General features: G+C 74.0%; 27 protein-coding genes. 16 read left to right on the top strand and 11 right to left on the bottom strand.

All coding sequences use genetic code 11. From position 1 onward, the window contains the following. The first annotated feature begins 96 nt into the window (after positions 1-96). Both O7613_RS00850 and O7613_RS00845 read left to right on the top strand, forming a co-directional pair. Positions 97-996, top strand: coding sequence for an ATP-binding cassette domain-containing protein (locus O7613_RS00850; protein WP_281584699.1), 900 nt, complete (start codon positions 97-99; stop codon positions 994-996). After that, positions 993-1,787 (top strand): ABC transporter permease, encoded by a 795-nt coding sequence (locus tag O7613_RS00845; protein ID WP_282291471.1) that lies wholly within the window; start codon positions 993-995, stop codon positions 1,785-1,787. Before O7613_RS00850 ends, O7613_RS00845 begins: the two co-directional genes overlap by 4 nt. A 13-nt stretch (positions 1,788-1,800) precedes the next feature. Here the strand turns inward: O7613_RS00845 and O7613_RS00840 are convergent, their stop codons facing one another. Together O7613_RS00840 and O7613_RS00835 are read right to left on the bottom strand one after the other, a co-directional pair. Then, positions 1,801-3,261, bottom strand: a complete 1,461-nt coding sequence (locus tag O7613_RS00840; protein ID WP_281584701.1) for a serine hydrolase domain-containing protein — start codon at positions 3,259-3,261, stop codon at positions 1,801-1,803. Between the two features lie 32 nt (positions 3,262-3,293). Beyond that, positions 3,294-3,806, bottom strand: a complete 513-nt coding sequence (locus tag O7613_RS00835; protein ID WP_281584702.1) for a helix-turn-helix domain-containing protein — start codon at positions 3,804-3,806, stop codon at positions 3,294-3,296. Positions 3,807-3,999: 193 nt separating this feature from the next. Here O7613_RS00835 and O7613_RS00830 point away from each other — a divergent pair, with 193 nt between their 5' ends. From O7613_RS00830 to O7613_RS00815, 4 genes are read left to right on the top strand one after another with little or no spacing between them, the layout of a single operon-like run. Beyond that, positions 4,000-4,878 (top strand): CDP-alcohol phosphatidyltransferase family protein, encoded by an 879-nt coding sequence (locus O7613_RS00830; RefSeq protein ID WP_282291469.1) that lies wholly within the window; start codon positions 4,000-4,002, stop codon positions 4,876-4,878. Beyond that, positions 4,875-6,596: a sulfatase gene (locus O7613_RS00825; protein WP_348775397.1), complete on the top strand. Its 1,722-nt coding sequence runs from the start codon at positions 4,875-4,877 to the stop codon at positions 6,594-6,596. Before O7613_RS00830 ends, O7613_RS00825 begins: the two co-directional genes overlap by 4 nt. Before the next feature lie 7 nt (positions 6,597-6,603). Next, the gene (locus O7613_RS00820; protein ID WP_282291468.1) at positions 6,604-7,365 is read left to right on the top strand and encodes an FkbM family methyltransferase; all 762 of its coding nucleotides are present in this window, start codon (positions 6,604-6,606) and stop codon (positions 7,363-7,365) included. Positions 7,366-7,380: 15 nt separating this feature from the next. Continuing rightward, the gene (locus tag O7613_RS00815) at positions 7,381-7,920 is read left to right on the top strand and encodes a DUF1697 domain-containing protein (RefSeq protein ID WP_281584706.1); all 540 of its coding nucleotides are present in this window, start codon (positions 7,381-7,383) and stop codon (positions 7,918-7,920) included. A 7-nt stretch (positions 7,921-7,927) separates the two neighbouring features. On the opposite strand, the gene O7613_RS00810 is transcribed toward O7613_RS00815, so the two are convergent. Together O7613_RS00810 and O7613_RS00805 are read right to left on the bottom strand one after the other, a co-directional pair. After that, positions 7,928-8,923, bottom strand: coding sequence for an MBL fold metallo-hydrolase (locus O7613_RS00810; protein WP_282291467.1), 996 nt, complete (start codon positions 8,921-8,923; stop codon positions 7,928-7,930). Positions 8,924-9,077: 154 nt separating this feature from the next. Further along, positions 9,078-9,956, bottom strand: a complete 879-nt coding sequence (locus O7613_RS00805) for a serine hydrolase (protein WP_282291466.1) — start codon at positions 9,954-9,956, stop codon at positions 9,078-9,080. Between the two features lie 38 nt (positions 9,957-9,994). Between O7613_RS00805 and O7613_RS00800 the strand changes: the two genes are divergently transcribed. From O7613_RS00800 to O7613_RS00780, 5 genes are all read left to right on the top strand, one after another. Continuing rightward, positions 9,995-10,972 carry a LysR substrate-binding domain-containing protein gene (locus tag O7613_RS00800; RefSeq protein ID WP_282291465.1) on the top strand — a complete coding sequence of 326 codons (978 nt, stop codon included), beginning with the start codon at positions 9,995-9,997 and terminating at the stop codon, positions 10,970-10,972. Between the two features lie 39 nt (positions 10,973-11,011). Continuing rightward, on the top strand, positions 11,012-12,175 hold the full coding sequence (locus tag O7613_RS00795) for an endonuclease (protein ID WP_282291464.1): 1,164 nt from the start codon (positions 11,012-11,014) through the stop codon (positions 12,173-12,175). A gap of 119 nt (positions 12,176-12,294) precedes the next feature. Continuing rightward, on the top strand, positions 12,295-13,146 hold the full coding sequence (locus O7613_RS00790) for an aldo/keto reductase (protein WP_282294442.1): 852 nt from the start codon (positions 12,295-12,297) through the stop codon (positions 13,144-13,146). A 215-nt stretch (positions 13,147-13,361) separates the two neighbouring features. After that, the gene (locus O7613_RS00785) at positions 13,362-14,333 is read left to right on the top strand and encodes a DUF5937 family protein (protein ID WP_282294440.1); all 972 of its coding nucleotides are present in this window, start codon (positions 13,362-13,364) and stop codon (positions 14,331-14,333) included. Positions 14,334-14,391: 58 nt separating this feature from the next. Continuing rightward, on the top strand, positions 14,392-15,375 hold the full coding sequence (locus O7613_RS00780; RefSeq protein WP_282291462.1) for an aldo/keto reductase: 984 nt from the start codon (positions 14,392-14,394) through the stop codon (positions 15,373-15,375). 4 nt (positions 15,376-15,379) lie between these two features. Here the strand turns inward: O7613_RS00780 and O7613_RS00775 are convergent, their stop codons facing one another. Continuing rightward, the gene (locus O7613_RS00775) at positions 15,380-15,589 is read right to left on the bottom strand and encodes a hypothetical protein (RefSeq protein WP_282291461.1); all 210 of its coding nucleotides are present in this window, start codon (positions 15,587-15,589) and stop codon (positions 15,380-15,382) included. Between the two features lie 220 nt (positions 15,590-15,809). Here O7613_RS00775 and O7613_RS00770 point away from each other — a divergent pair, with 220 nt between their 5' ends. The 3 genes from O7613_RS00770 to O7613_RS00760 are packed head-to-tail and all read left to right on the top strand — an operon-like array spanning position 15,810 to position 18,257. Further along, positions 15,810-16,364 carry an NAD(P)H-dependent oxidoreductase gene (locus tag O7613_RS00770; protein ID WP_282291459.1) on the top strand — a complete coding sequence of 185 codons (555 nt, stop codon included), beginning with the start codon at positions 15,810-15,812 and terminating at the stop codon, positions 16,362-16,364. A gap of 28 nt (positions 16,365-16,392) precedes the next feature. Beyond that, positions 16,393-17,406, top strand: coding sequence for an ATP-binding cassette domain-containing protein (locus O7613_RS00765; protein ID WP_282291457.1), 1,014 nt, complete (start codon positions 16,393-16,395; stop codon positions 17,404-17,406). After that, positions 17,403-18,257 (top strand): ABC transporter permease, encoded by an 855-nt coding sequence (locus tag O7613_RS00760; RefSeq protein WP_282291455.1) that lies wholly within the window; start codon positions 17,403-17,405, stop codon positions 18,255-18,257. Before O7613_RS00765 ends, O7613_RS00760 begins: the two co-directional genes overlap by 4 nt. A 264-nt stretch (positions 18,258-18,521) precedes the next feature. Here the strand turns inward: O7613_RS00760 and O7613_RS00755 are convergent, their stop codons facing one another. From O7613_RS00755 to O7613_RS00730, 6 genes are all read right to left on the bottom strand, one after another. After that, on the bottom strand, positions 18,522-21,851 hold the full coding sequence (locus O7613_RS00755) for an AAA family ATPase (RefSeq protein WP_282291453.1): 3,330 nt from the start codon (positions 21,849-21,851) through the stop codon (positions 18,522-18,524). A gap of 60 nt (positions 21,852-21,911) precedes the next feature. Beyond that, entirely contained in the window at positions 21,912-22,115 is a 204-nt protein-coding gene (locus tag O7613_RS00750) for a hypothetical protein (RefSeq protein ID WP_281584716.1), read from the bottom strand. Positions 22,116-22,166: 51 nt separating this feature from the next. Next, positions 22,167-22,577: a hypothetical protein gene (locus O7613_RS00745; protein WP_281584717.1), complete on the bottom strand. Its 411-nt coding sequence runs from the start codon at positions 22,575-22,577 to the stop codon at positions 22,167-22,169. Beyond that, positions 22,574-22,834, bottom strand: a complete 261-nt coding sequence (locus O7613_RS00740; protein WP_281584718.1) for a hypothetical protein — start codon at positions 22,832-22,834, stop codon at positions 22,574-22,576. The genes O7613_RS00745 and O7613_RS00740 overlap by 4 nt, the downstream gene beginning before the upstream one ends. A gap of 14 nt (positions 22,835-22,848) precedes the next feature. Further along, positions 22,849-23,562: a hypothetical protein gene (locus O7613_RS00735; RefSeq protein ID WP_282291450.1), complete on the bottom strand. Its 714-nt coding sequence runs from the start codon at positions 23,560-23,562 to the stop codon at positions 22,849-22,851. Positions 23,563-23,781: 219 nt separating this feature from the next. Then, positions 23,782-24,621: a helix-turn-helix transcriptional regulator gene (locus O7613_RS00730; RefSeq protein WP_282291448.1), complete on the bottom strand. Its 840-nt coding sequence runs from the start codon at positions 24,619-24,621 to the stop codon at positions 23,782-23,784. 99 nt (positions 24,622-24,720) lie between these two features. Here O7613_RS00730 and O7613_RS00725 point away from each other — a divergent pair, with 99 nt between their 5' ends. Both O7613_RS00725 and O7613_RS00720 read left to right on the top strand, forming a co-directional pair. Continuing rightward, positions 24,721-25,488, top strand: a complete 768-nt coding sequence (locus tag O7613_RS00725; RefSeq protein WP_281584721.1) for an SDR family NAD(P)-dependent oxidoreductase — start codon at positions 24,721-24,723, stop codon at positions 25,486-25,488. A gap of 135 nt (positions 25,489-25,623) precedes the next feature. Continuing rightward, positions 25,624-26,190, top strand: coding sequence for a snapalysin family zinc-dependent metalloprotease (locus O7613_RS00720; RefSeq protein WP_281584722.1), 567 nt, complete (start codon positions 25,624-25,626; stop codon positions 26,188-26,190). The last annotated feature ends 14 nt before the right edge of the window (positions 26,191-26,204 follow it).

Here is a 26,204-nt window from a genome sequence, read left to right as displayed (position 1 = left end):
GCTACCAAAGTCGACGCCTACGGTGAACCGAGGTCGGTACGGGCACCGACCGCCGGCCGCAGCGAACGGCCGGGCGGCCCCGGCAGGCTTCTCGGCATGATTGACGTCGACCACCTGACCAAACGGTACGGCCCGCACGTCGCCGTCGAGGACGTCACGTTCCGGTGCGAACCGGGCACCGTGACCGGTTTCCTCGGCCCGAACGGCGCCGGCAAGTCCACCACGATGCGCATGATCTGCGGAATGACGCCGCCCAGCTCGGGCGGGGCCACCGTGGCCGGCCGGCCCTACCGGCAGCTGCCGAACCCGGGGCGGGAGATCGGCGTGCTGCTCGACGCCTCGGCCCAGCACGCCGGGCGCACCGGCCGGGAGACGCTCACCCTGGCCGCCCGCACCATGGGCGTGGACCGGGAGCAGGTCGCGGCGAAACTCGACCTGGTCGGGTTGAACGGCACCGCCGCGCGGCGGCGGGTCGGCGCGTACTCCCTGGGCATGCGGCAGCGGCTCGGCCTGGCGGTGGCGCTGCTGGGCGACCCCCGGGTGCTGATCCTGGACGAGCCGGCCAACGGCCTCGACCCGGAGGGCATCTACTGGATGCGCGGCCTGCTGCGCGACTACGCCGACCGGGGCGGCACCGTGCTGCTCTCCTCGCACCTGTTGCGCGAGGTGGAGGCGGTGGCCGACCGGCTGGTGGTGATCGGCGGCGGCCAGGTGGTCGCCCAGGGCGGCAAGGACGAGCTGCTGGCCGGCGCCGGCACCCTGGTCCGCGCCCGGGACCAGCACGCCCTGCGCCTCACCCTGGACCGGGCCGCGCTGCCGGCCACCGCCGGCACCGACGGCGGCTTCGTCGTCCGCGCCGAGCCGGGAGCCGTCGGTCAGGCCGCGGCCGACGCCGGGCTGGTCCTCACCGAGCTGCGGCCCGCCGGCACCGGCGGGCTGGAGCAACTCTTCCTCACCCTCACCGCCGGCTCGTCGACCAAGGAGGCCGTCCGATGACCACCGCCACCACCACCGCTCCCCCCGCCGCCCAGGCGCGGCACGAGCCGGCCGCCGCCGGCCCCTCGCTGGCCCGGCTGACCGAGGTGGAGCTGCGCAAGCTCGCCGACACCCGGGCCGGACGCTGGCTGCTGATCACGATCGGGCTGATCGCGGTCGCCATCGTGGTGGTGCAGCTCTTCGTCACCGACGCGCCGGAACAGACGTTCGCCGCGTTCTTCGAGCCGTCGCTGCTGCCGGTCGGGCTGCTCCTGCCGGTGCTGGGCATCCTCTCGATCACCGGCGAGTGGTCCCAGCGCACCGCGCTGACCACGTTCGCGCTGGTGCCACGCCGGGAGCGGGTGATCGTCGCCAAGCTCGCCGCGGTGGTGCTGGCCGCGCTCGGCTCGGTGCTGGTCAGCCTCGCCGTCGCCGCCGCCGGCACGCTCGCCGCCAAGGCCACCGGTGGGGCCGGCGCCTGGGCGTTCGACTGGCAGATGCTGCCGTACGCGGCGGTGTTCCAGGTGGCGAACGTGCTGCTGGGCGCCGGATTCGGTCTGCTGCTGCTGAGCACGCCGCTGGCGATCGTCACCTACCTGCTGCTGCCGACCGTGTGGAGCGTGCTGGCCGCGATGATCGAGGGGCTGCGGGAGCCGGCCCGCTGGCTGGACACCACCTCCACGATGGAGCCGCTGCTGGGGTCGGACGTGACGGCCGGGCAGTGGGGCCGGCTCGGGGTCTCGTTGGCGGTCTGGGTGCTCCTGCCGCTGGTCGCCGGGCTGATCCGTACCCTCCGCCGCGAGGTGTCCTGACCCGTGGCGGTCCTCAGGTGACGATCACCGCGGCCAGGGTGGCGAAGGCGGCGGAGAGCGCCACGCCGGTCCACCGTCGCCACGGCGGCGCCCCGGCGACGGCCGGCAATCCGCGCCAGCGACGGACCGCGAGCGCCGCGGCGACCCCGGTCAGCGCCGCTCCCAGCGGCCAGAGCCAGCCGGGCACGATCGACCAGTCGCCGAGCCGGTGGCCGAGGGCGAGGTAGAGCACCGCCCAGACAGCGGCGGAGAGCAGGGTGAGCCGGTCCGGCCCGCGTCGGGCGGTGCTCCACAGCGACAGGCCGCCGAGGAAGGTGAACGCCAGCGCCAGGATCGCGCCGATCCAGCGGGGCAGACCTGTCGACTCGCTCGCCGCGTCACCGCGGACACCGAGCAGCCGCAGGCCGAGCGCGTCGACGTCGCGGGCAGTGTTGGCGAGCACCACGATCCCCCGGCCGGCGGTGCGGTCGTATCCGACGTACGCCCGGAAGCCGCCGGTGCCGCCGTTGTGCCAGACGATCTCCCGGTCGCCGTACCGGCTGGTGAACCAGCCGTAGCCGATCCGGCGCCCGCCCTCGTCGGCGAAGCGGGGGGTGGCGGCGTCGGCCCCGGGCGCGGTGCCGGCGAGCATCGCGGCGGTGAGCCGGGCCAGGTCCTCGGCGGTGGACCAGACGCCGACGCCGGCCGGGGCGTAGCCCGCGCCCAGCCACTCCGCGGTGGGCCGGCCACCGGTGGTGGCGCCCTCGGCGCGGCCGGCGGGCAGCTGGCCCCGGTCGGTGGCGACGACGGTGGCGGTCATGCCCAGTGGGCCGAGCACGTCGCGCCGGACCAGCTCCGGGTAGCCGACGCCGGCCTGCGCGGCAAGTCCCTGGCCGAGCAGCGACGGGCCGAGATTGGAGTACGAGACCGTGCCGCGCTCGCCGTCCCGCTCGGTGCCGGCGGCGTCGGCCACGACCCGGTCCACGTCGTCACCGGCGTACGCGTTGCCGGCGGTGACCGACGCCCACCAGTTCCGGGCCAGCGCGGCCGGGCCGGTCGGCAGCCGGGGCAGCCCGGAACGGTGGCTGGCCAGCTCGGCGAGGGTGGCCTCGCCGGCCGGGCCGGTCACCTCGGGCAGGACGGTGCGGAGTGGGTCGTCGGGGCGGACCGCGCCGGCCGCCACCCGGCGGGCCAGGAGCATGCCGGTGAGCGGCTTGCCGACCGAGCCGATCTCGAACGGGGTGCCCGGCTCGACGGCCGGCCCACCGGGCGCCCGGTCGCCGAGGCCGGCGACGCGGACCCGACCGCTCTCGATCGAGGCCACCGCGAGACCGCGCCAACCCCGCGGGTCGTCGACGGCGGCGCGGACGGTCGCGGCCAGGTCGGCGTCGCCGGTCTGTCGCGGGCCGAGTTCCGGGGCGCGGGGCATCAGGCCGGTGGCGACGGCCGCCGCGACGAGGCCGGCGACGGCGGTGAGGACGGTCGGGGTACGCATGGTGCTGCCTTCCGTCGGGGGTGGGTGGGCGGTCAGCGGCGGGCGGCGGTGAGGATGGCGAGCAGCGGCACCACCCGCTCGGCTGGGATGTCGTAGTGTCCGCGGGCCCCGCTGCGCAGCCAGCCGGCGGCGGCGAGCTGCCGCAGGTGGTGGTGGAGTTGCCCGGTGGTGCCGAGGCCGTCGAGGTCGGCCAGCTCGGCGGTGCCGTGCCGACCGCCGAGGATCTCGCGCAGCAGCCGCAGCCGGACCGGGTGGGCCAGCGCGGTGAGCGTGCCGGCCAGCGCCGGCCAGTCGCCGTCGAGCAGGTCGTCGACGCCGGCGCCGTACTGCCAGTCGTAGTGCCGGTCGGCGGTGCGCACGGTGCCGGTGTAGAGCACCGCGCCGGCGCTGTCGGTCGGGAGCCGCCGCTTGAGCCCGTCGAGCGCCCAGAACACTTCCGCCGGGTCGGCCTCGCCGGCCGCCGGGTCCGGCGCCGTCGCCCGGCCGGCGACCAGCCGGGCCACCTGGGCTTCGAGGGCCGCCAACCGTTCCTCCACGCTCGCCATGACCCAAAGCTACGCTAGTACGTAGGTACGTGCAAACGAAGGAAGCCGCATCCCGCGGGGGATCGTGGCTTTTCGGCATCAGACCGAACCGTTCGGGCATGTTCTTCGTACAGACCAGTGGGTCGTGGGCGCGCAACTCGGAGGCACAGTGTCAGTGGTTCGGACTGATCCATTCGCGGGGACGATCCTCCAGGTGGGCGTCCTGGCGGGTCTCGCCGGCACCGTCGGCCTGGGCCGGGCGGGCTGGGCCGCCGGCCTCGTCTACGGGATGGTGCTGCTCGCCGTGCTCGACCGTGGCCGGCGCCGCTCGGGCGCGGACCGGCTCGGACCCGCCGACTGGGTGACGCTGGGCCGGGCGACGCTGGCCGGCGGCGTGACCGCGCTCGTGGTCGACTCGTTCAGCCGACCGATCGCGGTTCCGGTGCTGGTCGGGCTCACCGCGGTCGCGCTCTCCCTCGACTGGGTCGACGGGCAGGTGGCCCGGCGCACCGGCACGGTGAGTGCGCTCGGCGCCCGGTTCGACATGGAGGTCGACTCCTTCCTCGTCCTGGTGCTCTGCGCGTACGTGACCGGCCAGGTGGGACCGTGGGTGCTGGTGATCGGCGCGATGCGGTACGCCTTCGTCGCGGCCGGCTGGGCGCTGCCCTGGCTGCACGGTTCGTTGCCACCCCGCTACTGGCGCAAGACCGTCGCCGCGACCCAGGGCATCGCGCTGGCCGTGGTGGCGGCCGGGGTGCTGCCGGCGCCGCTGGCCGTCGCGGTGCTCGCCGGCGCGCTCGCGCTTCTCGTCGAGTCGTTCGGCCGCGACGTGTTCTGGCTGTGGCGGCACCGCGCCGGGACCGCTCACCCGGCGGTCGCCCGGCTGGAGGTCGCGCGCCCGGAGGTCGCGCGCCCGGAGGTCGCGCGCCCGGCGGCGGCCCGCCCGGCAGCCGCCCGTCCGGAGGTCGTGCGTCCGGAGGTCGTGCGCCCGGCGGCGATGCGCGCTCCCGTGTCGGCGGCTCGCCGGTCCGGCTGGGAGCCCGACGCCCCCGTGCTCGTCGGCCGCGCCGAGGTCGGCGGGCGACGCTCGTGACCGGCGACGCCCCGACCACGCCCGAGCCGAACCACCCGACCGGCGACGCCCCGACCACGCCCGACGCCGCCACGACCGACGCCGCCGCGAGCCAGGCCGCCGACGTGGAGGGCCGGCGCCGCCGGATCCGATCCGTGGCGGCCACCGCGCTGGCCGCCGGGCTCGTGCTTGTCGCGCTCGTCGCGCCGACCGACGTCAACGACCTCACCCCCGCCGCGTTCCTGCGCATCCCGGTGGAGGGGCTGGTCGCGGTCGCCCTGCTCCTGGTGCTGCCGCCGAGACCGCGCCGGATCGTGGCCACGGTGCTCGGCGTGCTGCTCGGCCTGGTCCTCGTCCTGAAGATCACCGATCTGGGCTTCTCCACCGTCCTGGACCGCCCCTTCGACCTGATCTCCGACTGGGCCTTCCTCGCCGCCGGCGCGGAGTTCCTGTCCGAGTCGTACGGGTCGGCCGCCGAGGTGGGCGCCGTGGCGGTGGCCGTGGTCGCGGTCCTCGCCGTACCGGTGCTGGTGACGATCTCGGTGCGGCGGCTCGCCCGGGTGGTGGCCGGCCATCGGGCGGTGAGCGCCCGCGCCGCCGCCGCGCTCGCCGCCGCATGGGTCGCCTGCGCCGTGCTCGGCGCGCAGATCGTGCCGGGGCTGCCGGTCGCCGCCGACACCGTCGCGACCGGCGTGTACGACCGCGGCCGGCAGGTGAACGCCGGCCTGCACGACCAGGAGCGGCTGCGTACCAAACTCGCCGGCGACCCGTTCCGGAACACCCCCGGCGACCAGTTGCTGACCGGGTTGCGCGGCAAGGACGTCCTGGTCGCGTTCGTGGAGAGCTACGGCCGGGTGGCGGTGGAGGACCCGGAGCTGGCCCCTCAGGTGGACGCCGCGCTGGACGAGGGGACCCGCCGGCTCGGCGCGGCCGGCTACGGCAGCCGCAGCGCGTTCCTCACCTCGTCCACCACGGGCGGGGGCAGTTGGCTGGCCCACGCCACGCTGATGACCGGCATCCGGGCCGACAACCAGCTCCGCTACACCAACCTGGTACACAGCGACCACCTGACGCTCAACGGCGCGTTCAAGCGCGCCGGGTGGCGCACCTCGCTCGTCATGCCGGCCCTCACCCGGGCCTGGCCGGAGGCCGACTTCTTCGCCGCCGACCAGGTCTACGGCGCAGACGACCTCGGCTACCGGGGGCCGACGTTCAGCTTCTCCTCGCCGCCGGACCAGTTCACGCTCGAGGCGTTCCAGCGTGCCGAGCGGACGCCCGGGCACGCCCCGGTGATGGCCGAGATCCCGCTGCTCTCCAGTCACATCCCGTGGACGCCGGTGCCGAAGCTCGTCGACTGGGACTCCCTCGGCGACGGGTCGGTCTTCCAGGGCACCAACCACGCCGACCGCGCGGACGAGGGCACCCGCAGGGCGTACCGGAATTCGATCGTCTACTCACTGCGTACCCTGGTCTCCTACGTGGAGCGGTACGGCGACGACGACCTGGTGCTGGTCTTCCTCGGCGACCACCAGCCGGCCCGGGCGATCACCGGCGAGGGTGCCGGCAAGGACGTGCCGATCACCATCGTGGCGAAGGATCCGGCCGTGCTCGACCAGATCTCCGGCTGGCGCTGGCAGGACGGCCTCAACCCCGGCCCGGACGCCCCGGTGTGGCCGATGGAGGCGTTCCGCGACCGGTTCCTGCGGGCCTTCGGACCGCAGTCCAGGACTCACAGTTAGGAACGCCGTGACGGTGCTCGCACGGGCCTGGGGGATCACCAGGTCCCTGGCCATCTACCACGGTCAGCCGGCCAAACACCGGCGCGCCCGGGCCCTCTACGGCCGGTTCCTCTCCCCCGGCGACCTCGGCTTCGACATCGGCGCCCACGTCGGCGGGCGGGTACGCACCTGGCGGCGGCTGGGCGCGCGGGTGGTCGCGGTCGAGCCTCAGCCGGACTGCCTGCGGGTGCTGCGCCTGGCCTTCGGGCGGGACGCCCGGGTCGTGATCGAACCGACCGCGGTCGGCGCCCGGCCCGGGCAGGCCCGGCTGGAGCTGTCGTCCGCGACACCGACGGTGTCCACCATGTCGTCGTCCTGGATCGACTCGGTCACCGCCGACCCGAGCTTCGCCGGGGTGCGGTGGGACCGTTCGGTCGAGGTGCCGGTGGTGACGCTCGACGACCTGATCGCCCGGCACGGCGTACCGGCGTTCTGCAAGGTCGACGTGGAGGGCTTCGAGGTCGACGTGCTGGCCGGGCTGAGCCGGCCGGTGCGCGGGCTCTCCTTCGAGTACCTGCCACCGGCGCACGACGCCGCGCTCACCGCGCTCGATCTCGTGGAGCGGCTGGGCGCGCGGGCGGGCGGCTACCGCTACAACTACTCGCCGGTGGAGACGATGCGCTTCGCCGCCGACGAGTGGCTGGACGCCGCCGGCCTGGTGCGGCTGCTGGAGACGCACCGGCCGGCCGGCCGCTCCGGCGACGTCTACGCCCGGTTGGCGTCGGCCTGATCTAGGCTGGCGGCCATGGCTCGCTACGCCGCCCTGCTGCGGGGCGTCAACGTCGGCAGCACCCGGCTGGCGATGGCGGACCTGCGCCGCGTCGTCACCGACCTCGGGCACACCGACGTCAAGACCTACCTCCAGAGCGGCAACGTGGTCTTCACCAGCCCGCCGGCCCGCGCCGAGACCCTGGCCGAGGGCATCGCGAAGCGGCTCGCCGACGAGTTGGGCCTGCGGGTGCCGGTCCTGGTCCGCGACGGCGGGGAGCTGGCCGCCGTGGTCGCTGCCAGCCCGTACGCCGGGCGTCAGGACGACCCGACCCGGGTGCTCGTGGCGTTCCTGTCCGCCGCGCCCGAGCCGGCGCGGGTCGGCGAGCTGGCGGTGCCGGCCGGCGAGGACCTGGAATACGCGGTGACCGGCCGGGAGGTGCACCTGCACTACCCGGCCGGCAACTACGGGCGGACGAAGTTCACCACCGCGTACCTGGAGAAGAGGTTGGGTGTGGTGGCGACGGCGCGCAACTGGAAGTCGGTGCTTGCCCTGCGCGACCTGACCGCCGACTGAGCGCGGCTCAGAACCGGTATGCGGTTTGGTATTCGGGTACCAGCACGCGGCTGCGCGGTGAGACCCGGCGCACCTCGGCGATCAGGGCGTCGAGGCGGGCGCGGTCGGTGGCGGCGACAGTCGGCGGGTTGACCAGCTCGGTCTCGAAGTTGTCCCAGTGCACCGGCACCACGATCTTCGGGTGGTCGAGCGCGGCCATCAGCCGGGGCACGTAGTCGGCGACGGACGTGGTGGCGGCGGAGGCGATCATCGCGACGTCCGGCGCGAGCCCGGTCAGCTTGCGTTCGTCGAGGTCGCTGGCGCCCATGAAGAACACGGCCGGCCCGCCGTCGACCCGGATCTGGTAGGCGAGCGTGTCCCCCTCCGGCAGGTCGGAGATCGTCTGCGGAAGGGGCGGCTGGCTGACCCGGACGCCGGGGAAGGCCATCGACCAGGTGGGGTTACGGCTGTGCAGCGAGCCGACCACCTCGATCGTGTAGCCGTCGAAGTCGAGCACCTCGCCGCCCTTGACCGGGGCGAGCTGCCCGGACGGCACCCCGTACGCCAGCCCCAGGTGGTAGGCGGTGAGCGTGCCGAAGACCCGGGCGCCGGTCCGGGTGGCGATGTGCGGCACGTCGTTGAAGTGGTCCCAGTGGGTGTGGGTGACCAGGATGTTCTCGGCCCGGTCGGCGAGCCGGTCGACCACGTCGGCGGCCACGGTCAGCCGGGTGTTCGGGCGGAAGCCGCTGCCGAACAGGCCGGTGTCGTAGCGGCTCAGGTACGGGTCGACGAGCACGGTCCGGTTGCCGATGTCGATCCGCCAGCCGGCCGTACCCCACCAGCGGAAGCTCACCGCGCCGGGGCGGGGTCGGCCGGCGGGCCCGGTGGCGGGGGCGGTCGTGGTGGTGGCGGCCCGGGCCGGGGCGCCGGCGACGAGGCCGGCGGTGGTGACGGCGGCGGCGCCGACGGCGGTGTCGCGCAGGAGGCGGCGGCGGGCGTAGCCGGGCTTGTGGTTCTCGGGCATGGGTCGTCCTCCCCGTTCGGGATCGGTGGTGCGGTAGGCCCACCCCACCACCCGACCGCCGCCGCCGTCCAAGATCAAGCGACGCAAGGATCGATATCTGGTGCGATATCACCGCAGCTCAGAGGCGGTTGAACCGGGACCGCCCGGCCGGCAATCAGCGCAGCGACTCGACCGCCGCGAGGGCGGTCTCCCCCATCGCCAGGTCCGCGTCGATGCGGCGGGTGCTCAGCCGCTCGGTGCGCGCCAGCACCGCGATCGCATACCGGCGGCCGTCGGGATACTCCGCGACGCCGGCCTCCAGGTGCAGGCCGGGCAGGGTGCCCGTCTTGCCGGCGACCCGGACCCCGGGCGGGAACCCGGCCGCGAGCCGGGTCCAGAAGAGCTGCCGGGCCATCAGCTCCCGCACCATCGCGCAGGCGGCGGGCGGGCCGGCCTCGTCCCGCCACACCAGCCCGAGCAGCCGGGTCAACTCCCGGGCGGTGCTGGACGAGGTGTGCTCCGGGTCGAAGACCCGCATGGTCCGGACCCGCGCCGGCGGCAGGGTGGGGAAGATCCGCGCGAAGTCCGCCTCGGTACGCGCGCCCACGTCGGCGAGCATCGTCTCGACCAGTTGCCGGGGGCCACCGACGAGCCGGGTACGCGGCAGGTCCAGCTCCGCGGCGAGCATCGGCAGCACGTCCGGGCCGACCCGACGCAGCAGCAGGTCGGCGGCCGTGTTGTCGCTCACCGACATGGCGAAGTACGCGAGGTCACGCAGGGAGACCTCGACGTCGTCGGCGCATCCGGCCACCCCCCAACCGCCGAGCCGGTCGGCGGCGGTGACGAGCACCCGCTCGGTCGGGTCGAGCTGGCCGGCGGCGACCTGCCGGGCGAACTCCAGCACCAGCAGGATCTTGAAGACGGACGCGATGACGATCCGCTCGTCGGCCCGCAGCGCCACCTCGCGCGCCGGGTCGTCCACGTCGGCGACGTGCAGGCAGCCGCTCAACCCGGCCCGCTCGAAGATCTCCCCGACCCGCTCCGCCGCATCCACCCCGACACGGTAACCAGCGCGGAGCTAGGGTGGCGCAGGTGGACCTGCTGCGACACCTGCGGCACTTCGTGGTGGTCGCCCGCGAGCTGCACTTCGGCCGCGCCGCCGAGACGCTCGGCATGGCGCAACCGCCGCTGAGCCAGTCGATCCGGCGGCTGGAGCAGGAGTTGGGCGCCACCCTGTTCGACAGGTCGCAACGGCAGGTCCGCCTCACCACCGCCGGGCAGTTGCTGCTCGGAGAGGCCGACGACCTGCTCGCCGGCGAACGTCGGCTGCGCCACCTCGCCGACCAGGTGCGCCGGGGCACGCTCGGGGTGCTGCGCGCCGGCGTACCCCCGGAGACCCCGGCCGTGACGTTGCGTGCGCTGCTCGACGGGCTGGCCGCCCGCGCTCCCGGGCTCGACCTGGACCTGCACGAGCTGGCGAGCGCCGAGCAGCGGCGGATGCTGGCGGAGGGACGGCTCGACGTCGGCCTGCTGCACCATCCGGTCCAGGAGGCCGGGCTGCGGTTCGGCGAGCCGGTGGACGTGCCGGTCGGCGCAATGCTGCCCCGGGTGTCGCCGCTGGTCCGGGCCCGCGAAGTGGCGCTGGCCGACCTGGCCGGGCTGGATCTGGTCACCGCGCCGCCGGCGACCGCGCCCGGCTGGCACGAGCACCTGCTGTCCGTGTGCCGGCAGCACGGCTTCGTCCCGCCCCGGGTACGCCCGGCGCGCAACCCGGAGTTCCTGTTCGGGCTGCTCCTGGCCGGCGGTGCGGTGGCCGTCGAGCCGGCGGCGCTGGCGCGCCGGGAGCCGCGTATCGCCTGGCGACCGCTCACCGGCACGCCGCTGGTCCGGCGGATATCCGCGGCCTGGCCGAGCCGGGCGGCGCACCCGGCGGCGCCGATGTTCGGTCGACTCGCCGCCGAGGTGCTCGCCGCGCCGGAGACGCCGGTCGGGCCGGCTCTCATCGCGCCGGCGGCCCGCCCGTGGCCGGTGCTGTTCGACGCCGGTCGGGACGGAGAGTTGTCGCCCTGATCTCCCGGAGTTCACCCGACACCCACTATATTGCCGATCATGAATATCAGGAGCATCACCCGCTCGCGACCCGGGCGGCTGATCACGGCGGTCGTGCTGACCGTCACCGTCACCACCCCACTCGTGGTGACCAACGCGGCGTCGGCGGCAGCCACCCTGACCGTGGCGCAGGCGCTCGCCGCCCAGGACGGCCGCACCGCCACCGTCACCGGCTGGGTCATCGGCCAACCCACCGCCACGACCACGGTGATCACGTCCGGCTACACCGCGGACACCGCGATCGCGATCGCCGACCAGGCCGGCGAGACCAGCACCGGCCGGATGCTGTACGTGCAGGTCACGGCCGCCTGGCGGAGCAACTTCGGGCTGCTGACCAACCCGTCCCTGCGGGGCCGGCAGGTGACCGCCACCGGCACCCTGACCGCCTACTTCAGTCACGGCGGCCTGAAGAACCCCTCCACGATGAGCCTGGGCGGCGGCGCCACGCCGAGCCCGGCCCCGAGCGGCACCACCTCACCGAGCGCCTACTACGCGGCGGCGACCGGCAAGACCGGTCCGGCGCTGCGCACCGCCCTGCACAGCATCATCAGGACGCAGACCCGGCTCACCTACGACCAGGTGTGGGAGGCGCTCAAGGACACCGACCAGGACCCGGCGAACCCGGCAAACGTCATCCTGCTCTACAGCGGACGCTCGCAGAGCAAGAACGCGAACGGTGGCGGCGCTGACGACTGGAACCGGGAACACGTCTGGGCCAAGTCGCACGGTGACTTCGGCACCGCCACCGGGCCCGGCACCGACGTGCACCACCTGCGACCGGAGGACGTGTCGGTCAACTCGGCGCGCGGCAACAAGGACTTCGACACCGGCGGCAGCGCGGTCGCCCAGGCGCCCGGCTGCTACACCGACGCCGACTCGTTCGAGCCGCGCGACGCGGTGAAGGGCGACGTCGCCCGGATGATCCTCTACATGGCGATCCGGTACGAGGGCGACGACGGCTGGCCGGACCTGGAGCCGAACGACTCGGTGGCCAACGGCAGCACGCCCCGGCTCGGGCGGCTGACGAAACTGCTGGCCTGGCACGACCAGGACCCGCCGGACGCCTTCGAACAGCGCCGCAACCAGCGCATCTACGAGCGCTGGCAGGGCAACCGCAATCCGTTCGTCGACCACCCGGAGTGGGCGCGGGCGATCTGGGGGTGACGGACGTCTCAGACGTGAGGATGCCCCCCGATCGGGTAGGTACAACGGGTGGCACGGCCCGGGAGCCGCCACGTGGAAGCGCTTCCGGGCCCCCCGAACGATCGGAGATGAGACACGACATGGGCATCAGCGTTCCGGACATCTCGCTCAACGACGGCAACTCCATCCCGCAGCTCGGCTTCGGGGTGTTCCAGATCGACCCCAAGGACACCGCCCGGGCGGTCGGCACGGCGCTGGAGATCGGCTACCGGCACATCGACACCGCGCAGATGTACGGCAACGAGGCCGAGGTGGGGCAGGCGGTGCGCGCCTCCGGGCTGGACCGGGGCGACGTCTTCGTCACCAGCAAGCTCAACAACGGCTTCCACCGCCCGGACGACGCCCGGAAGGCGTTCGAGCAGTCGCTGCGCGAGATGAAGTTCGACTACCTCGACCTGTTCCTGATCCACTGGCCGCTGCCCACGCTCTACGACGGCGACTACGTCTCCACCTGGAAGGTGCTCGAGGAGTTTCAGCGCGACGGCAGGGTGAGGTCGATCGGCGTGTCCAACTTCCAGGTGGCGCACCTGGAGCGGCTGGCCGCCGAGGCGGACGTGGTGCCGGCGGTCAACCAGGTCGAGGCGCACCCCTACTTCGGCAACGAGGAGGTGCGGTCGTACGACCTGTCGCACAACATCCTCACCGAGGCGTGGTCGCCGATCGCGCAGGGCAAGGTGCTCGACGATCCGACCGTGGTCGACCTCGCCGAGCAGGTCGGTCGAACCCCGGCCCAGGTGGTGCTGCGGTGGCACGTGCAGCGCGGCGACATCGTCTTTCCGAAGTCGACCACGCCGAAGCGGATCGAGGAGAACACCGGCATCTTCGACTTCACGCTCGACGACGCCGCGATGGAGCGGCTCACCGCGCTGGACAAGGGCGAAGCCGGTCGGCAGGGCCCGAACCCGGACACGTTCGACTACGTGCCGAGCTGAGCAGTGCCGGAGGAGGGGCCGACGCGGCCCCTCCTCCGCGCCCCGCGGCGGGCCGGCCCTCGTCAGATCCGACCCGCCGAATCCCGGTCCTCCTCGAACGACCGGCCGGCGTGCGCCCTGCCATTGCAGCCGACACCTCCATCGAGGGGTACTGATTCGATCCTGCTCGAACGGCGCCCCCGCGCCGGCCGGCTCCCCGGTACGCTCCGAGCGTGATGGTCGCGCGGTTGGACGGCCTCAGCCTGGCCCGCCTCCGGCTGGCCGCCTCGCCGGTCGCCGAGGCGACGCACTGGATGCGGGTCGCCCTGACCCGGTCCGGGCACCCGGTCCACGGCGACCCGGGCCCGGTCGCCCGCGCCGCGCTGCGCCACCCGGACACGGCGCTGGTGGCGCAGTTGCTCACCCCGGTCGGCCAGCCCGGCTACATGCCGGATCTGCTCACTCCGAAACCGGAGTCGGGCCCCTCGGCGACCGTCCTGGAAAGACAGTTCGCGGCGATCGCGGCCACTCCGGCCGAGCAGGTGGCCGCGCAGGTCGCGGCCCGGTACGGCCGCCGTCCGGTGCCGCCGACGGTGCGGACCGCGGTGGCCGACGGCGCACTCGCCACGCGGGTGGCGGCGGGCCTGCGCCGGTTCTGGCAGGAGGCCCTGGCCGACCGGTGGCCGCAGGTGCGCACGCTGCTGGACGCCGAGTTGGCCGAGCGGGCCACCCGGATGGCCGCCGGCGGAGTCGGTAGCCTGCTCGACGACCTGCATCCGACGATCCACTGGACGGCCGGGACGCTGACGGTCGAGAGCCGGTTCCGCACCGAGACGACGCTGTCCGACACCGAGGTCGTGGTAACCCCCTCGGTGTTGGCCTGGCCGCAGGTCACCGTGCAGCTCTGCGACGCCCGGGACGCCGTGCTGACCTACCCGGCTGCCGGTCCGCCGCCGTCCGGCCGCCGGGGACGCCTCGGCGACCTGGTCGGTGTGAGCCGGGCCGACATCCTCGCCGACCTGGACGTGCCGCGCTCCACGGGTGAGCTGAGCCGGCGGCACCACCTGGCGCCGGCCACCGTCTCCTACCACCTGGGCGTGCTGCTCCGCTCCGGCCTCGTGCGCCGCCGGCGGGACCGGCACCTGGTGCTCTACCAGCGCTCGACCTCCGGCGACTCTCTGGTCGACCGGCCGTTGGTCGGGGTTTGACTTCGCGCGCGCTCGAAGGGGCAGGGTGGCGGAAACGCTCCGACGGGGAGGAACTTCCATGCGTTACCGCACCATCGGCACCGACCCGGCCACCCGCCGCCAGGTGAGCGTGCTCAGTCTCGGCGCGATGCTGTTCGGCACCGCTACCGACGAGGCCACCTCGTACGCCATCCTCGACCGCTACGTCGCCGCCGGCGGCACGTTCGTCGACACCTCGGACAACTACGCCTTCTGGCACAACGGCGGGCAGGGCGGGGAGAGCGAGGAACTGCTCGGCCGTTGGCGGCGCAGCCGCGGGGTCGGCCACGAGATCGTGTTCGCCACCAAGCTCGGCGCCCGTCCGCTCGCCCCCGGCACCAGCTACCTGGACAACCCGGAGGGGCTGTCGGCGAAGGTGATCCGCGAGTCCGCCGAGCGCAGCCGGGAACGGCTCGGCGTCGACCGGATCGACCTGCTCTACGCGCACATCGAGGACCGGACCGTCCCGCTGCGGGAGACCGTCGAGGGTTTCGCCGGGTTGGTCGCCGAGGGCACGGTCGGGCTGCTCGGCGCGAGCAACCACCGCGCCTGGCGGGTCGAACGGGCCCGGGCCCTCGCCGCCGCGTCCGGCCTGCCCGGATACGAGGTGCTGCAACATCACCGCAGCTACCTGCCGCCGCGGGTGGACCTGCCGAGCGACCTCGACCCGGACGGCGACGTCGGCTGGGTCGGCCCCGACCTGGCCAGCTATCTGCGGGCCGAGCCGCAACTCACCCTGGTCGCGTACTCACCGCTGCTCAAGGGCGCGTACGCGAAGCCGGAGCGGCTCAGCGAGGCGTACGCGCTACCAGGCACCCCGGCCCGGTTGGCGGCGCTGCGCGCGGTGGCCGCCGAGACCGGCGCCACGGTCAACCAGGTCGTGCTGGCCTGGCTGATGGGCGGCGAGTTGCCGGCGATCCCGCTCGTCGGCTTCTCCTCGGTGGCCCAACTGGACGAGGCCCTGGGCGCGGTGGACCTGGAACTGACCGCCGAGCAGCGCACCCGGCTGGACGGGGCGCACTGACCGGTCAGCGCGTCAGATCGGTCCGCCAGTCGTTCGAACGCATCAGGTGGCCCGGCGGGTATTCGAACTCCGTCTCGCCGAGCAGCGTGAAACCGGCCTTACGGCAGACCGCGTTCGACGCCGGGTTGTCCACCGACGGGTAGGCGTGCGCGTGGCGGCGATCGCCAACCGCCGAGGCGGCCTCGACCACCGCGCGCACCGCGGCGGTGGCCAAACCCCGACCCTGGTGCCCGGGGAGCACCGCCGGTGTGCGCCCGCACCTCGGGGCTGTTCAGCGCCCGCAGCAGCGCCAGGTCGTCGGCGCTCCATCGGACGATGCGTACCTCGCTCATGCCGCCGATCGAACCAGCCACCCCTGACCGAAGGCCCGCCAGATCGGATCTGGCGGGCCTTCTGGCGCCTGATGGGTGAGGCCGGCAGCCAGGGAGGGCGGCATGACAGCGTTGCGGCTCGCCGTGATCATCGGCAGCACCCGGGAAGGTCGGGTCGGCGACCGGATCGGTCGCTGGTTCGCCGCCGAGGCCCGTCGCCGCGCCGGGCTCGTCGTGCACGAGCTGGACCTGGCCGGGTACGCCTTCCCGGCCGCACTGCCCGCCGCGCGCACGCCGGCGATGCGGGAGTTCGCCGGGGAGGTGGCGCGGGCGGAGGCGTTCGTCGTGGTCACCCCGGAGTACAACCACAGCTTCCCGGCCTCGTTGAAACAGGCGATCGACGTCGCGTACGACGAGTGGCAGGCCAAGCCGGTCGGCTTCGTGTCGTACGGCTGCCGGTCCCTCGGTCTGCACGCGGTCGACCAGCTCCGGACGGTCTTCACCGCGCTGCACGCGATGACCGTGCGGGACACGGTCGGCCTCGACCTGCTCGACGGCGAGCCCACCGGGCACGCCGAGGAACGGCTCCGGCAGGACGTCCGGCTGCTCCTCGACGAGCTGAGCTGGTGGGGGCTGGCGTTGCGCGAGGGTCGCGCGGCACGCCCGTACGCCTGCTGAGAACCACCCACGGAGAGAGGTATAGATCATGAGTAACCGGAACACCGGCCTGGCCGTCGAGGCCGACGGCCTGGTCCGGTCGTTCGGCTCGACCCGGGCGCTCGACGGGCTGGACCTGCGGGTCCCCGCCGGCACCGTGTACGGGATGCTCGGGCCCAACGGCGCCGGCAAGACCACCGCGGTGCGCGTGCTGGCGACGCTGCTGCGCCCCGACGGCGGCACGGCCCGGGTCTTCGGCCACGACGTCGTCGCCGAGGCCGACGCGGTCCGCGCCCGGATGAGCCTGACCGGCCAGTACGCCTCGCTCGACGAGGACCTGACCGGCGCGGAGAACCTGGTCCTGTTGGGCCGGCTGCTCGGGCTGAGCCGTCCGGCCGCACGGGCGCGGGCCGAGGCGTTGCTCCCCGCGTTCGGGCTGACCGAGGCGGCGGGCCGGCAGGTGAAGAAGTATTCCGGCGGGATGCGGCGGCGGATCGACATCGCGGCGAGCATCCTGAACACGCCGGACCTGCTGTTCCTCGACGAGCCGACCACCGGGCTGGACCCGCGCAGCCGCAACCAGGTGTGGGAGATCGTCCGGGCGGTGGTCGCACACGGCACCACCGTGCTGCTGACCACGCAGTACCTGGACGAGGCCGACCAGCTCGCCGGCCGGATCGCGGTGGTCGACCACGGCCGGGTGATCGCGGAGGGCACCCCGGGCGAGTTGAAGTCGTCGGTCGGCTCCGGCACCGTCCACGTGCGACTGCGGGACGCCGGGCAGCGGTCCCGGGCCGAGCAGGTGCTGCGGACGGTGTTGAACGTGCCGGTGCAGCTCGCGGCCGACCCGGTGGCGCTCACCGCCCGGGTCGGCGAGGACGGCACCGACCTGGAGGCCGGCGAGCAGGCTTCCCGCGCGCTGGGCGAGCTGGCCCGGGCCGGGATCGTGGTGGACGACTTCTCCCTCGGCCAGCCGAGCCTGGACGAGGTGTTCCTGGCCCTGACCGACCACCCGGCCGTCGAGGCGGACGAGCGGGACGACGAGCTGGAGGCAGCCCGATGAGCGACACCGTGACCACCACCGGGCCGGCGCCCTCCGTCTACGTGCCCTCCACCGAGGCGCTGGCCACCGTGCTCGCGCCCGCCGAACGACCGGCCCGGCCGAGCGCGCTCGCCGCGTCGCTGACGTTCGGTTGGCGGGCCGTACTGAAGATCAAGCACGTGCCGGAGCAGCTGTTCGACGTGACCGCGTTCCCGATCATCATGGTGCTGATGTTCACGTACCTGTTCGGCGGCGCGCTCGCCGACAACCCGCGGGCGTACCTCCAGTTCTTCCTGCCCGGCATCATGGTCACGAGCGTCGTGATGATCACCATGTACACCGGGGTGGGGTTGAACAACGACATCGAGAAGGGCGTCTTCGACCGCATCCGTACCCTGCCGGTGTGGCGGCCGGCGGCGCTCGTCGGCATGATCTTCGGCGACGTGCTGCGCTACATCCTGGCCGCCGTCGTCATCCTCGGGGTGGGGCTGGTGCTCGGGTTCCGCCCGGACGGCGGCCTGCTCGGGGTGCTGGCCGGGATCGGCCTGCTGGTGATCTTCTCGTTCGCGTTCTCCTGGGTGTGGACGTTCTTCGGCCTGGTGCTGCGCAGCGAGAAGTCGGTGATGGGGGTCAGCATGATGGTGCTGTTCCCGCTGACGTTCCTGAGCAACGTGTTCGTCGAGCCGGCCACCATGCCGGGTTGGTTGCAGGCGTTCGTCAAGGTCAATCCGATCACCCATCTGGTCGCCTCGGTCCGGGCCGTGATGGCCGGCTCCACGGACGCCACGAACACGATGTGGCTCCTGCTGTGGAGTGCCGGTTTCGTGGTGGCGTTCGGCACGCTTACCATGCGCCGCTACAACCGCCGCTGACCTATTTACGGTGGCGGGGTCCGCCGGGCGCGGACGCCGCCACCTCGGCGTAACGCCGCGGAGGCGGGGCGACCAGGGTTTGTTGTCCGGCCAGATCTTCAGTCGTCCAAGCGGCAGGAACATGCTCCCGACAGGCGGGAACCCGCGCTTGATCGACCCCATTTCGCCGAGGTGGCGGGGTCGAGCGGGCTTGGTTACCGCCACCTCGCCGAGATGGTGTCGATCAAGACGCCGGCCACCCCTTCGCTGGGTGGGGGCGGGCGGTCAGAGTTGCCAGGGGACCGGCTCGGCCGGCAGGTAGCGGCAGGTGCCACCGGTGGTAACCGACTCGCGCAGGTGGGCGGCGAGCGCCGGGTGCCGCTGCTCGATCCGCCGCAGCGTGTCCCGGATCCGGCCGGTCACCGCCTTACGCGCCCGTTCGGCCTGGTCGCCCAGTCGACGGGTGCGCCCGGCCAGCCCGGCGGCGGCACGCAGCTCGTCGAGCAGGGCCGCGCGTTCGGCGTCCAGGGCCGCCAGCCGCCGCGTGTCGTCGCGCGCCGCAGCCCGGTCGATCTCGTCGTCGAGCCGCCGCAGGTGCTGCCGGTAGCGCGCCTTCGCCTCGTCGTCGAGCACCGGGTCGGCGCCGAGCCGGCGGGCGGCGACCAACTCCACGCCGGCCGCAGGGTCGAGCAGCTCGACCGCGGGCACGTCCACACCCGGTCGACTCAGCAGCAGCCGCAGGTCATGCAGGCCCTTCGCGTCGGGGAGGTGCACCACCGCGCCCGCGTAGGCGAGCCGCCACACCGACCCGTCGAGGCAGAACTCCGGCCCACCCGCACCCGCCTGCCCACCCGTCCCGTCGTGGACCTGGTGCCCGGCCGCAGCCAGCCGGTCCTGCGTCGTCGCCGCAACCAGCCGCTCCACCGGCGCCGCGGCCAGCCGCTCCACCCGAACCACGCCCGGCGCGGACGCCTCGACCAGCCGCTCCACCACCTGGGCCATGCCCGGCGCGGACGCCTCGACCAGTCGCTCGACGACCTGGGCCATGCCCAGCGCCCGCGCCTGCGCCACCGTCTCGGCCCGCAGCCGGGCCGCCTCCGCCGCGTCGCCCGGCCCGCCCCGCCCGACCAGCGCCCGGACCAGACCGGCCCGGCTCAGCACCGACCAGGGTCGGGCGCCGAGCCGGTCGGCGGCGTCCCGGGCCGCCGCGTAGCCGGCGACCGCGTCGTCCCACCGCCGTTCCGCCGCGTCCACGGTGGCCAGCCAGAGGTCGACCGGGCCGCCGATGTCGCAGCCGAACAACGCCACCAGCCACCGCCCGCGGTGCGGCGCCAGGGCCGTCCGCGCCTCGGCGCATCGGCGGGGGTCGCCGTCCACCGCCGCCGCCTGGGCCCGCAACCGAAGCCACAGCGTCGACACCGGGCGGGGGTACGCGGTCCCGGCGGCCTCGATCCCGCCGATGATCCGGCGTACGGTCGCCGCGTCGCCACGTTCGGCGGCGGTGATCCCCCGGAGCAACTCCACCTGCGGGTGGTTGGCCGGGCCGGGCCGGTCGAGCAGCGCCTCAGCCTCGGCGAGCCGCCCCCGCAGCACCAGCAGCGACCAGCGCAGGTGGTGTGCCATGAAGGCGTGTTCGGAGTGCTCCCACTCGCCGTAGCCGTCCAGCTCGGCATAGCTTGCCTCGGCGGCGGCGAAGTCACCCTGGAACGCGGCGATGATGCCGCTGTCGACGGCCGCCGCCATCCGCTGCCGGGCCACGTCGCCCGCGCGGCACCCGGTGACGAAGGCGCTCAACTCGTGCCGGTAGCCCGGATCGCCCAGCTCAAGCAGCGCCACCCAGCGCAGCGAGGTGGCCCACAGCTCGGTCTCCCGGTCGCCGCCGCGGCGGGCCACCTCCCGGATCTCCGCAGTGACCACCGCCCGCTCCGGCGCGGTGCCGAGCCCCCAGGTGGTGTCGTGGCGGGCCCACAGGCTGAAGGTGAGCGCCTCGTCGTCGCGGCCGTGCCGGGCCAGCGTCTCGGTGGCGGTGATCAGGTCGGTGACCAGGGCCGGCGTCGACCGCTCCGGGTCGGGCGGGCCGATCAACCCCGCGTACGCCTCCCGGACCAGCGCGTCGGCGTCGAGCCGGCGGCGGGTGGCCGCGTGCTGGCCGTGGACGGTGAGCGCCACCCGGGCCAGCAGGACCGGCTCGTCGAGCCCTCGGGCCAGCGTGGCGGCGTCGACGAGCAGCGGCTCGGCCTCCCCCGGTGTCCCGGAGTGATGCAGCAGCCCGGCCAGTTCCAGCAGCACCCGGACCCGCCGGACCGGCTCGTCGGTGACGTCGAGCGCCCGCCGGAAGTGCCGCACCGACTCCGCCACGGCGAGCCGGCCGCTCGCGTCCCGCGCGGCGGCCACCAGCAGGTCACCGGCGCGTGCCGGGTCCAGCTCCGCGCCGGCGAGCCAGGCGTGGCGGGCCAGGTCGGCCGGGATGAGCCGGCCCACGAGCGGGTCGGAGTCGACGGCCCGGACCACGGCGGCGTGCCGGGTGCGCCGTTCGTCCTCGGACAGCCCGTCGTAGAGCGTCTCCCGGACCAGGTCGTGCACGAAGGCGAACCGGCCGCCGCCCCGGGCCAGCACCAGCCGAGCGGCGGCGGCCCGGTCGAGCAGCCGGTCCACCTGCGCGGCCGGACCGGGTACGCAGGCGGCGAGCGTCTGCCGGTGGAACTCGCGGCCGAGCACGGCGGCCACGGTCAGCGTTTCGACCACCGGGGCGGGCAGTTGGTCGAGCCGGCGGCGCACCGCCTCCCGTACGCCGGGTGCGATGGTGTCGGCGAGACCACCTGTGTGCCAGAGCCGCGCGGTCTGCTCGACGAAGAACGGGTTGCCGCCGGTGCGTCGGTGCACCTCGTCGACGAGGCCCGCGCCGGGCTCCCGGCCGGCGGTGCGGCTGATCAGCGCGGCCACCTCGTCGCGGTCCAGGCCGGCGAGCGTGACGGTGGTGGCCTTCGCGGTCAACGGCAGCAACAGTGGCCGCAGCGGGTGGTCGCCGGCTTCGACCTCGGCGTCGCGGTAGGTGCCGATCAGCAGCAGCCGCTCGAACCAGGTGTGCTGGGTGGCGAACTGGAGCAGCCGCAGCGACGCCGGGTCGGCCCAGTGCAGGTCATCGAGGACCACCACGACCGGTCGGTGCTGGGCGACGGTGACGAGCGCGCTTGTCACCGCGTCGTGCCGGACGAACTCGGCCCGCTCACCGTCCTCGGGCGGGCCGGCGCGGTCGACGATCGCGTCGTCCGCGGCGGTTCCGTGCTCGCCGAGCAGGGCCGCCAGCCCGGCCGCCGCGGCCTCCCGCGCGGCGGGCGGATCGTCGGTGGACCGGGCCAACCGGCGCAGCACCTGCAACCAGGGCCAGTAGTCGGGGGCGGTGTCGGAGTCCCAGCACGCGGCGCCGAACACCAACGCCCCACGCCCGCGGGCCTCGCCGGCTGCGGCCGAGACCAGGGTGGTCTTGCCGATGCCCGGCTCGCCCGTGACCAGGACCAGGCCGCCGTGGCTGTCGATCACCCGGGTCACCTCGGCGCGCAGCAGCCCCGCCGGGTGTTCCCGGCCGATCATCTCCTCGCGCGACCGCGGCTCCATGGCCTCCCGACGCTAGCCGACGGGTCCGACACCCGAGGGCCGCCGACACCGCGGTGGGCGTCAGAGGCTGCCGCCTCCGGTGCTGCGCAGGTTGCTGCCGTCGGTCGGGTTGCGGTGGTCGTCGAGCCGGCGGCGCGCCTCGGCCGACGCCGCCAGGTCGCGGACCCGGCCGGCCGGGTCCGCCGCACTGCGTCGCAGTCGGCGCCAGATCGCCAGGGCTACCAGGACTACCACGACGACGAGAATGACGATGAGCCAGCGCATGACGTCCTCCATCCGTCTGTGACGGGAGTTGTGTCCAGTGTGAACGGCCGGTCAAGGGAGGCGGGCGTCGGTGACCACGTGCGAGCAGGCCGGGCAGGCCGCCGGCCCCTGCTCGGCGAACCACCGGCAGGTACGCCGGATCGCGCACCTCGGCAGCGTCTCCTCGGCGGGCGGCGCGGTCTCGGCGTACGAGGCGGCCATCCGGGCGCCCAGACCACAGTGCGAGCCGGTCCAGAAACCGCAGGACGAGGTGACGCAGGGGCCGGCGAGCCGCACCCGCGACTCGATCGGCCCGGCGGAGTCGTCGACACCGGCGAGCGCCACCTCGGCCGGCACCGCGGGCGTCACGTAGGCCACCCGGCCCGCCGGAGTGATCATGCCGAGGAACACGGTGGCGTTGGACGCCGGGGTGCTCGGGCACATCCGCTCCGGCGGGCCGGCGGGCGGGGCGACGTCGGTCACCGCTGGATCCAGAACCCGATGTCGTTGATCTTCTGGCCGAGATCCTGCGCGAGCACGCCGTCGAGCACCCAGAGCCCGTACCACTCGGGGCGCAGCTTCAGGTTGCCGTGGCCGAGGGTGAGCGGGTTGACGAGCTTGGCGTTTGCGGTACGCAGGGCGGCCAGGCCGGCCTTCTGGATCTCGCCGGCGATCAGGGTCTGCTGGTCTGCGGTCAGGTCGACGCCGTCGACCACGAAGCGGAACTCGTTGCGGGCCATCGTGTTACCTCCGGTCACTCGTACGATTCGGTGCCCAGCCCGCGACGCAGGCTGGTCCGGGTGAAGGCCGCCCAGCCGGCGTGCGAGGCGGCGTCGGCGGGCTGGCCGGCGCGGGCGAGGACCCGGCCGGCGTGCTCCGGCCAGCGCCCGGCGGTGGCCGCCGCGTCGCCCCAGAGCTCGCGGCAGGCGGCGACCGCGAAGGCGATCTGCTCCGGCGCGCCGGTGAACCCGGCCGGGCCGTCGCCGACCCGGATCGTGCCGTCCGGCCGGACCCGCACGCTCGGGAAGTGGTGGTGCAGGCTGGCGAGCGTGGCCAGGTGCGCGGCGTCGCGCCGGGCGGCGGCGAACCCGGCGTACGTCTCGTCGTCGCGTCGGTAGCGGATCGCGTGCAGGACCAGCGCGTCGCCGGCCGGCTCGATCCGGGCGACCACCTGCGTGGGCGCGCTCCACGTGCGCGGCGAGTTCGCCGACCAGAACGCCAGCCACACGGCGAGCCGGGCGTGGAAGTCGGCCTGCACGCCGACCGCCGACGCGGAGCCGCCGGGTGAGCGCAGCACGGCGGCGGCGATCCGGTCCCGGGTGAGCAACGGCGTTCCGGTGCGGGCCGGAGCCGCCGCCGCGGTGCCGGTGGTGGAGGCGACGGTCAGGCCGGTCAGGGTGACCGCCGAGGCCGCCGCCGCGCCGGCGAGGAGTCGCCGGCGATCGAACGGGTGTCCGTTGTCGTTCATGGTCGGCCCTTCGTCGACGCCCAGTGGGTCGACGTTATCGACCGGAAAAGATCAGTTGAACACCAGGCGTGACGGGAGGTTGACAGCAAAATCGGGGATTCCCGGCGGCGTGAATAGCGTTCCTGTGCCCGGGTCGCGGCATGGGACGCCCCGGGGCGTGGCACGCACGGCCGGGTTACCGCACGCACGCCCGGGTCACCGCACGGGGCGTCGCACCGCTCAGACGGGGAAGCGTTCGTGCCCGAGCACGGCCAACAACCGGAGCTTCTCCGCGCCCTCGCTGCGCGGCGGCGCGGTCAGCACGAGCAGCGCCTGCGACTGGTCCTCGGTGAAGAGCACCTGGCAGTCCAGCTCGATCGGGCCGAGTTCCGGGTGGATGAGCGTCTTGTGGTCGGCGAAGCGCTGGGCCACCTCGTGCCGCTCCCACAGCTCGGCGAACTCCGCGCTGGCCGCGCGCAGCACCCGTACCAGTTCACCGGCGCGTGACCGCGGACCCATCGACCCGTACGCGGCGCGGAGGTTGGCGACCTGGGCGCGGCTCTGCCGGTCGTGGTCCTCGGCCGGGTAGCGCCGCCGCTCCCCCGGGTCGGTGAACCACCGGTAGATCCCGCTGCGGGCCGGCCCGGTGTGGCCGGAGTTGTCCCCGAGCAGCGCGGCGGCAAGCGGGTTCTGCACGAGCGTCTCACCCAGGTTGGACAGGATCAGCGCCGGCGTGTCGGCCAGCCGGTCCAGCACCCGCAGCAGCGCCGGGGCGACGTGGGTGGCGGTGGCGACGGCTTCGGGCGGGCTGTGCCCGGCGACCCGGAACAGGTAGTCGCGCTCGTGGCCGGTCAGCCGCAGCGCCCGGGCCAGCCCGGCGAGCAGGTTCGGGCTCGGCTGTGGGCCGCGCCGCTGCTCCAGCCGGCTGTAGTAGTCGGTGGACATCGCGGCGAGCGCGGCGACCTCCTCCCGCCGCAGCCCGGGCGCCCGCCGTCGGGCACCCTCCGGCAGCCCCACGTCGCCGGGGCGCAGCGCCTCTCGGCGGCGACGGAGAAAGTCGGCCAGGGCAACGCGGTCCATGGTCCGAGTATCCGCCGTCCGGCCGCGTCATCCAGGGATCCGCGATCCCTCGATCGCTGATCTCTGCACCGACCACGGCGGCTGGGCCATGCTGATCACATGGACATCTCCGGAAACACGATCTTCATCCCGGGCGCCACGAGCGGGATCGGCCTGGCCCTGGCGCTCGCCCTGCGCGACCGGGGCAACACGGTGATCGTCGGCGGCCGGCGTACCGAACTGCTCGACGAGATCGCCGCGGCCCACCCCGACCTGGACACGGTCCCGATCGACACCACCGACCCGGCGAGCATCGCCACGGCGGCGGAGGCGGTGCTGGCCCGGCACCCGGACCTCAACGTTCTGGTGGCGATGGCCGGCGTCATGCGGGTCGAGGACTGGCGCTCGCCCGAGACGTTCCTCGCCTCGGCCGAGGAGGTGGTGACCACGAACGTGCTCGGTCCGATCCGGCTGATCGGCGCGTTCGTCGAGCACCTGCGGCAACGCGGGGACGCCACCATCGTCACCGTCTCGTCCGGCCTGGGGTTCGTGCCGCTGCGGGTCACCCCGAGCTACAACGCTTCCAAGGCCGCGATCCACATGCTCAGCGAGTCGGTCCGGCTCCAGCTCGCCGAAACCGGCGTACGGGTGGTCGAGCTGGTGCCGCCGGCGGTGCGCACCGGGCTGCTGCCCGGCCAGGAGAGCAGCGAGTTCGCCATGCCACTGGACGAGTTCGTGACCGAGGTGGTGGCGCTGCTGGAGGCACAGCCGGACGCCACCGAGATCCACGTCGAGCGGGTGAAGTTCCTCCGCCACGCGGAGGCGCGCGGCGACTACGACCAGGTCGTCGCCACCCTGAACGCGGCCGACCCGCACGCCGCCACCTGAGGTGTTAAGCGGGGCCCCCGCCTATACCGGAGACGTTAAGCGGGGGCCCCTCCTTGTAACACTTGATATCGACGGATCCCTATCTATAGGCTGTCGGCGTTCCCGCACACCCCCCATCCCCCAGGAGTGTGAACCATGCGTACGCCGAAGCTGTCCCGGATCCTCGCCACCCTCGCGGCCGTGACGCTGACGGCGCTGGGCGCGGTCGCCGTCAACCCGGCACCGGCCTCCGCCGCGGTCCGCAACGTCTGCTACAACACCAGCCAGGCTGGCCCGTTCGCCAGCTACGCGGTGCAGGCGGCATCGATCTGGAACAACTACACCAACAACATCAACATGGCCCAGTGCGGGTCGAACCTGATGATCTACTACACCTACGGCGGCGGGTCGTACGCCCAGCGCACCAGCCTGGGCAACGGCCGCGTGGTCATCGACTACTACCAGGCCCAGCAGTACTCCCCGCTGCGCATCATGACGCACGAGATCGGCCACATCCTCGGCCTGCCGGACAACTACAACGGCAACTGCGCCATCCTGATGTCCGGCGGCTCCGCCGGCACCGGCTGCACCAACCCGTACCCCAGCTCCGCCGAGGCCGCCCGGGTCGACTCGCTGTTCGGCTTCGCGGCCCGCAGCGCGACGTCCGCCCAGGTCTTCAGCGACAGCTGGCCGGCCGCCACGGTGGTCGGCGCCGGTCGCTGACGACGCACCGGTGA

This window comes from Micromonospora sp. WMMD975, assembly GCF_029581215.1.
GTDB lineage: Bacteria > Actinomycetota > Actinomycetes > Mycobacteriales > Micromonosporaceae > Micromonospora.
This window is presented reverse-complemented; position numbering and strand designations above follow the sequence as displayed.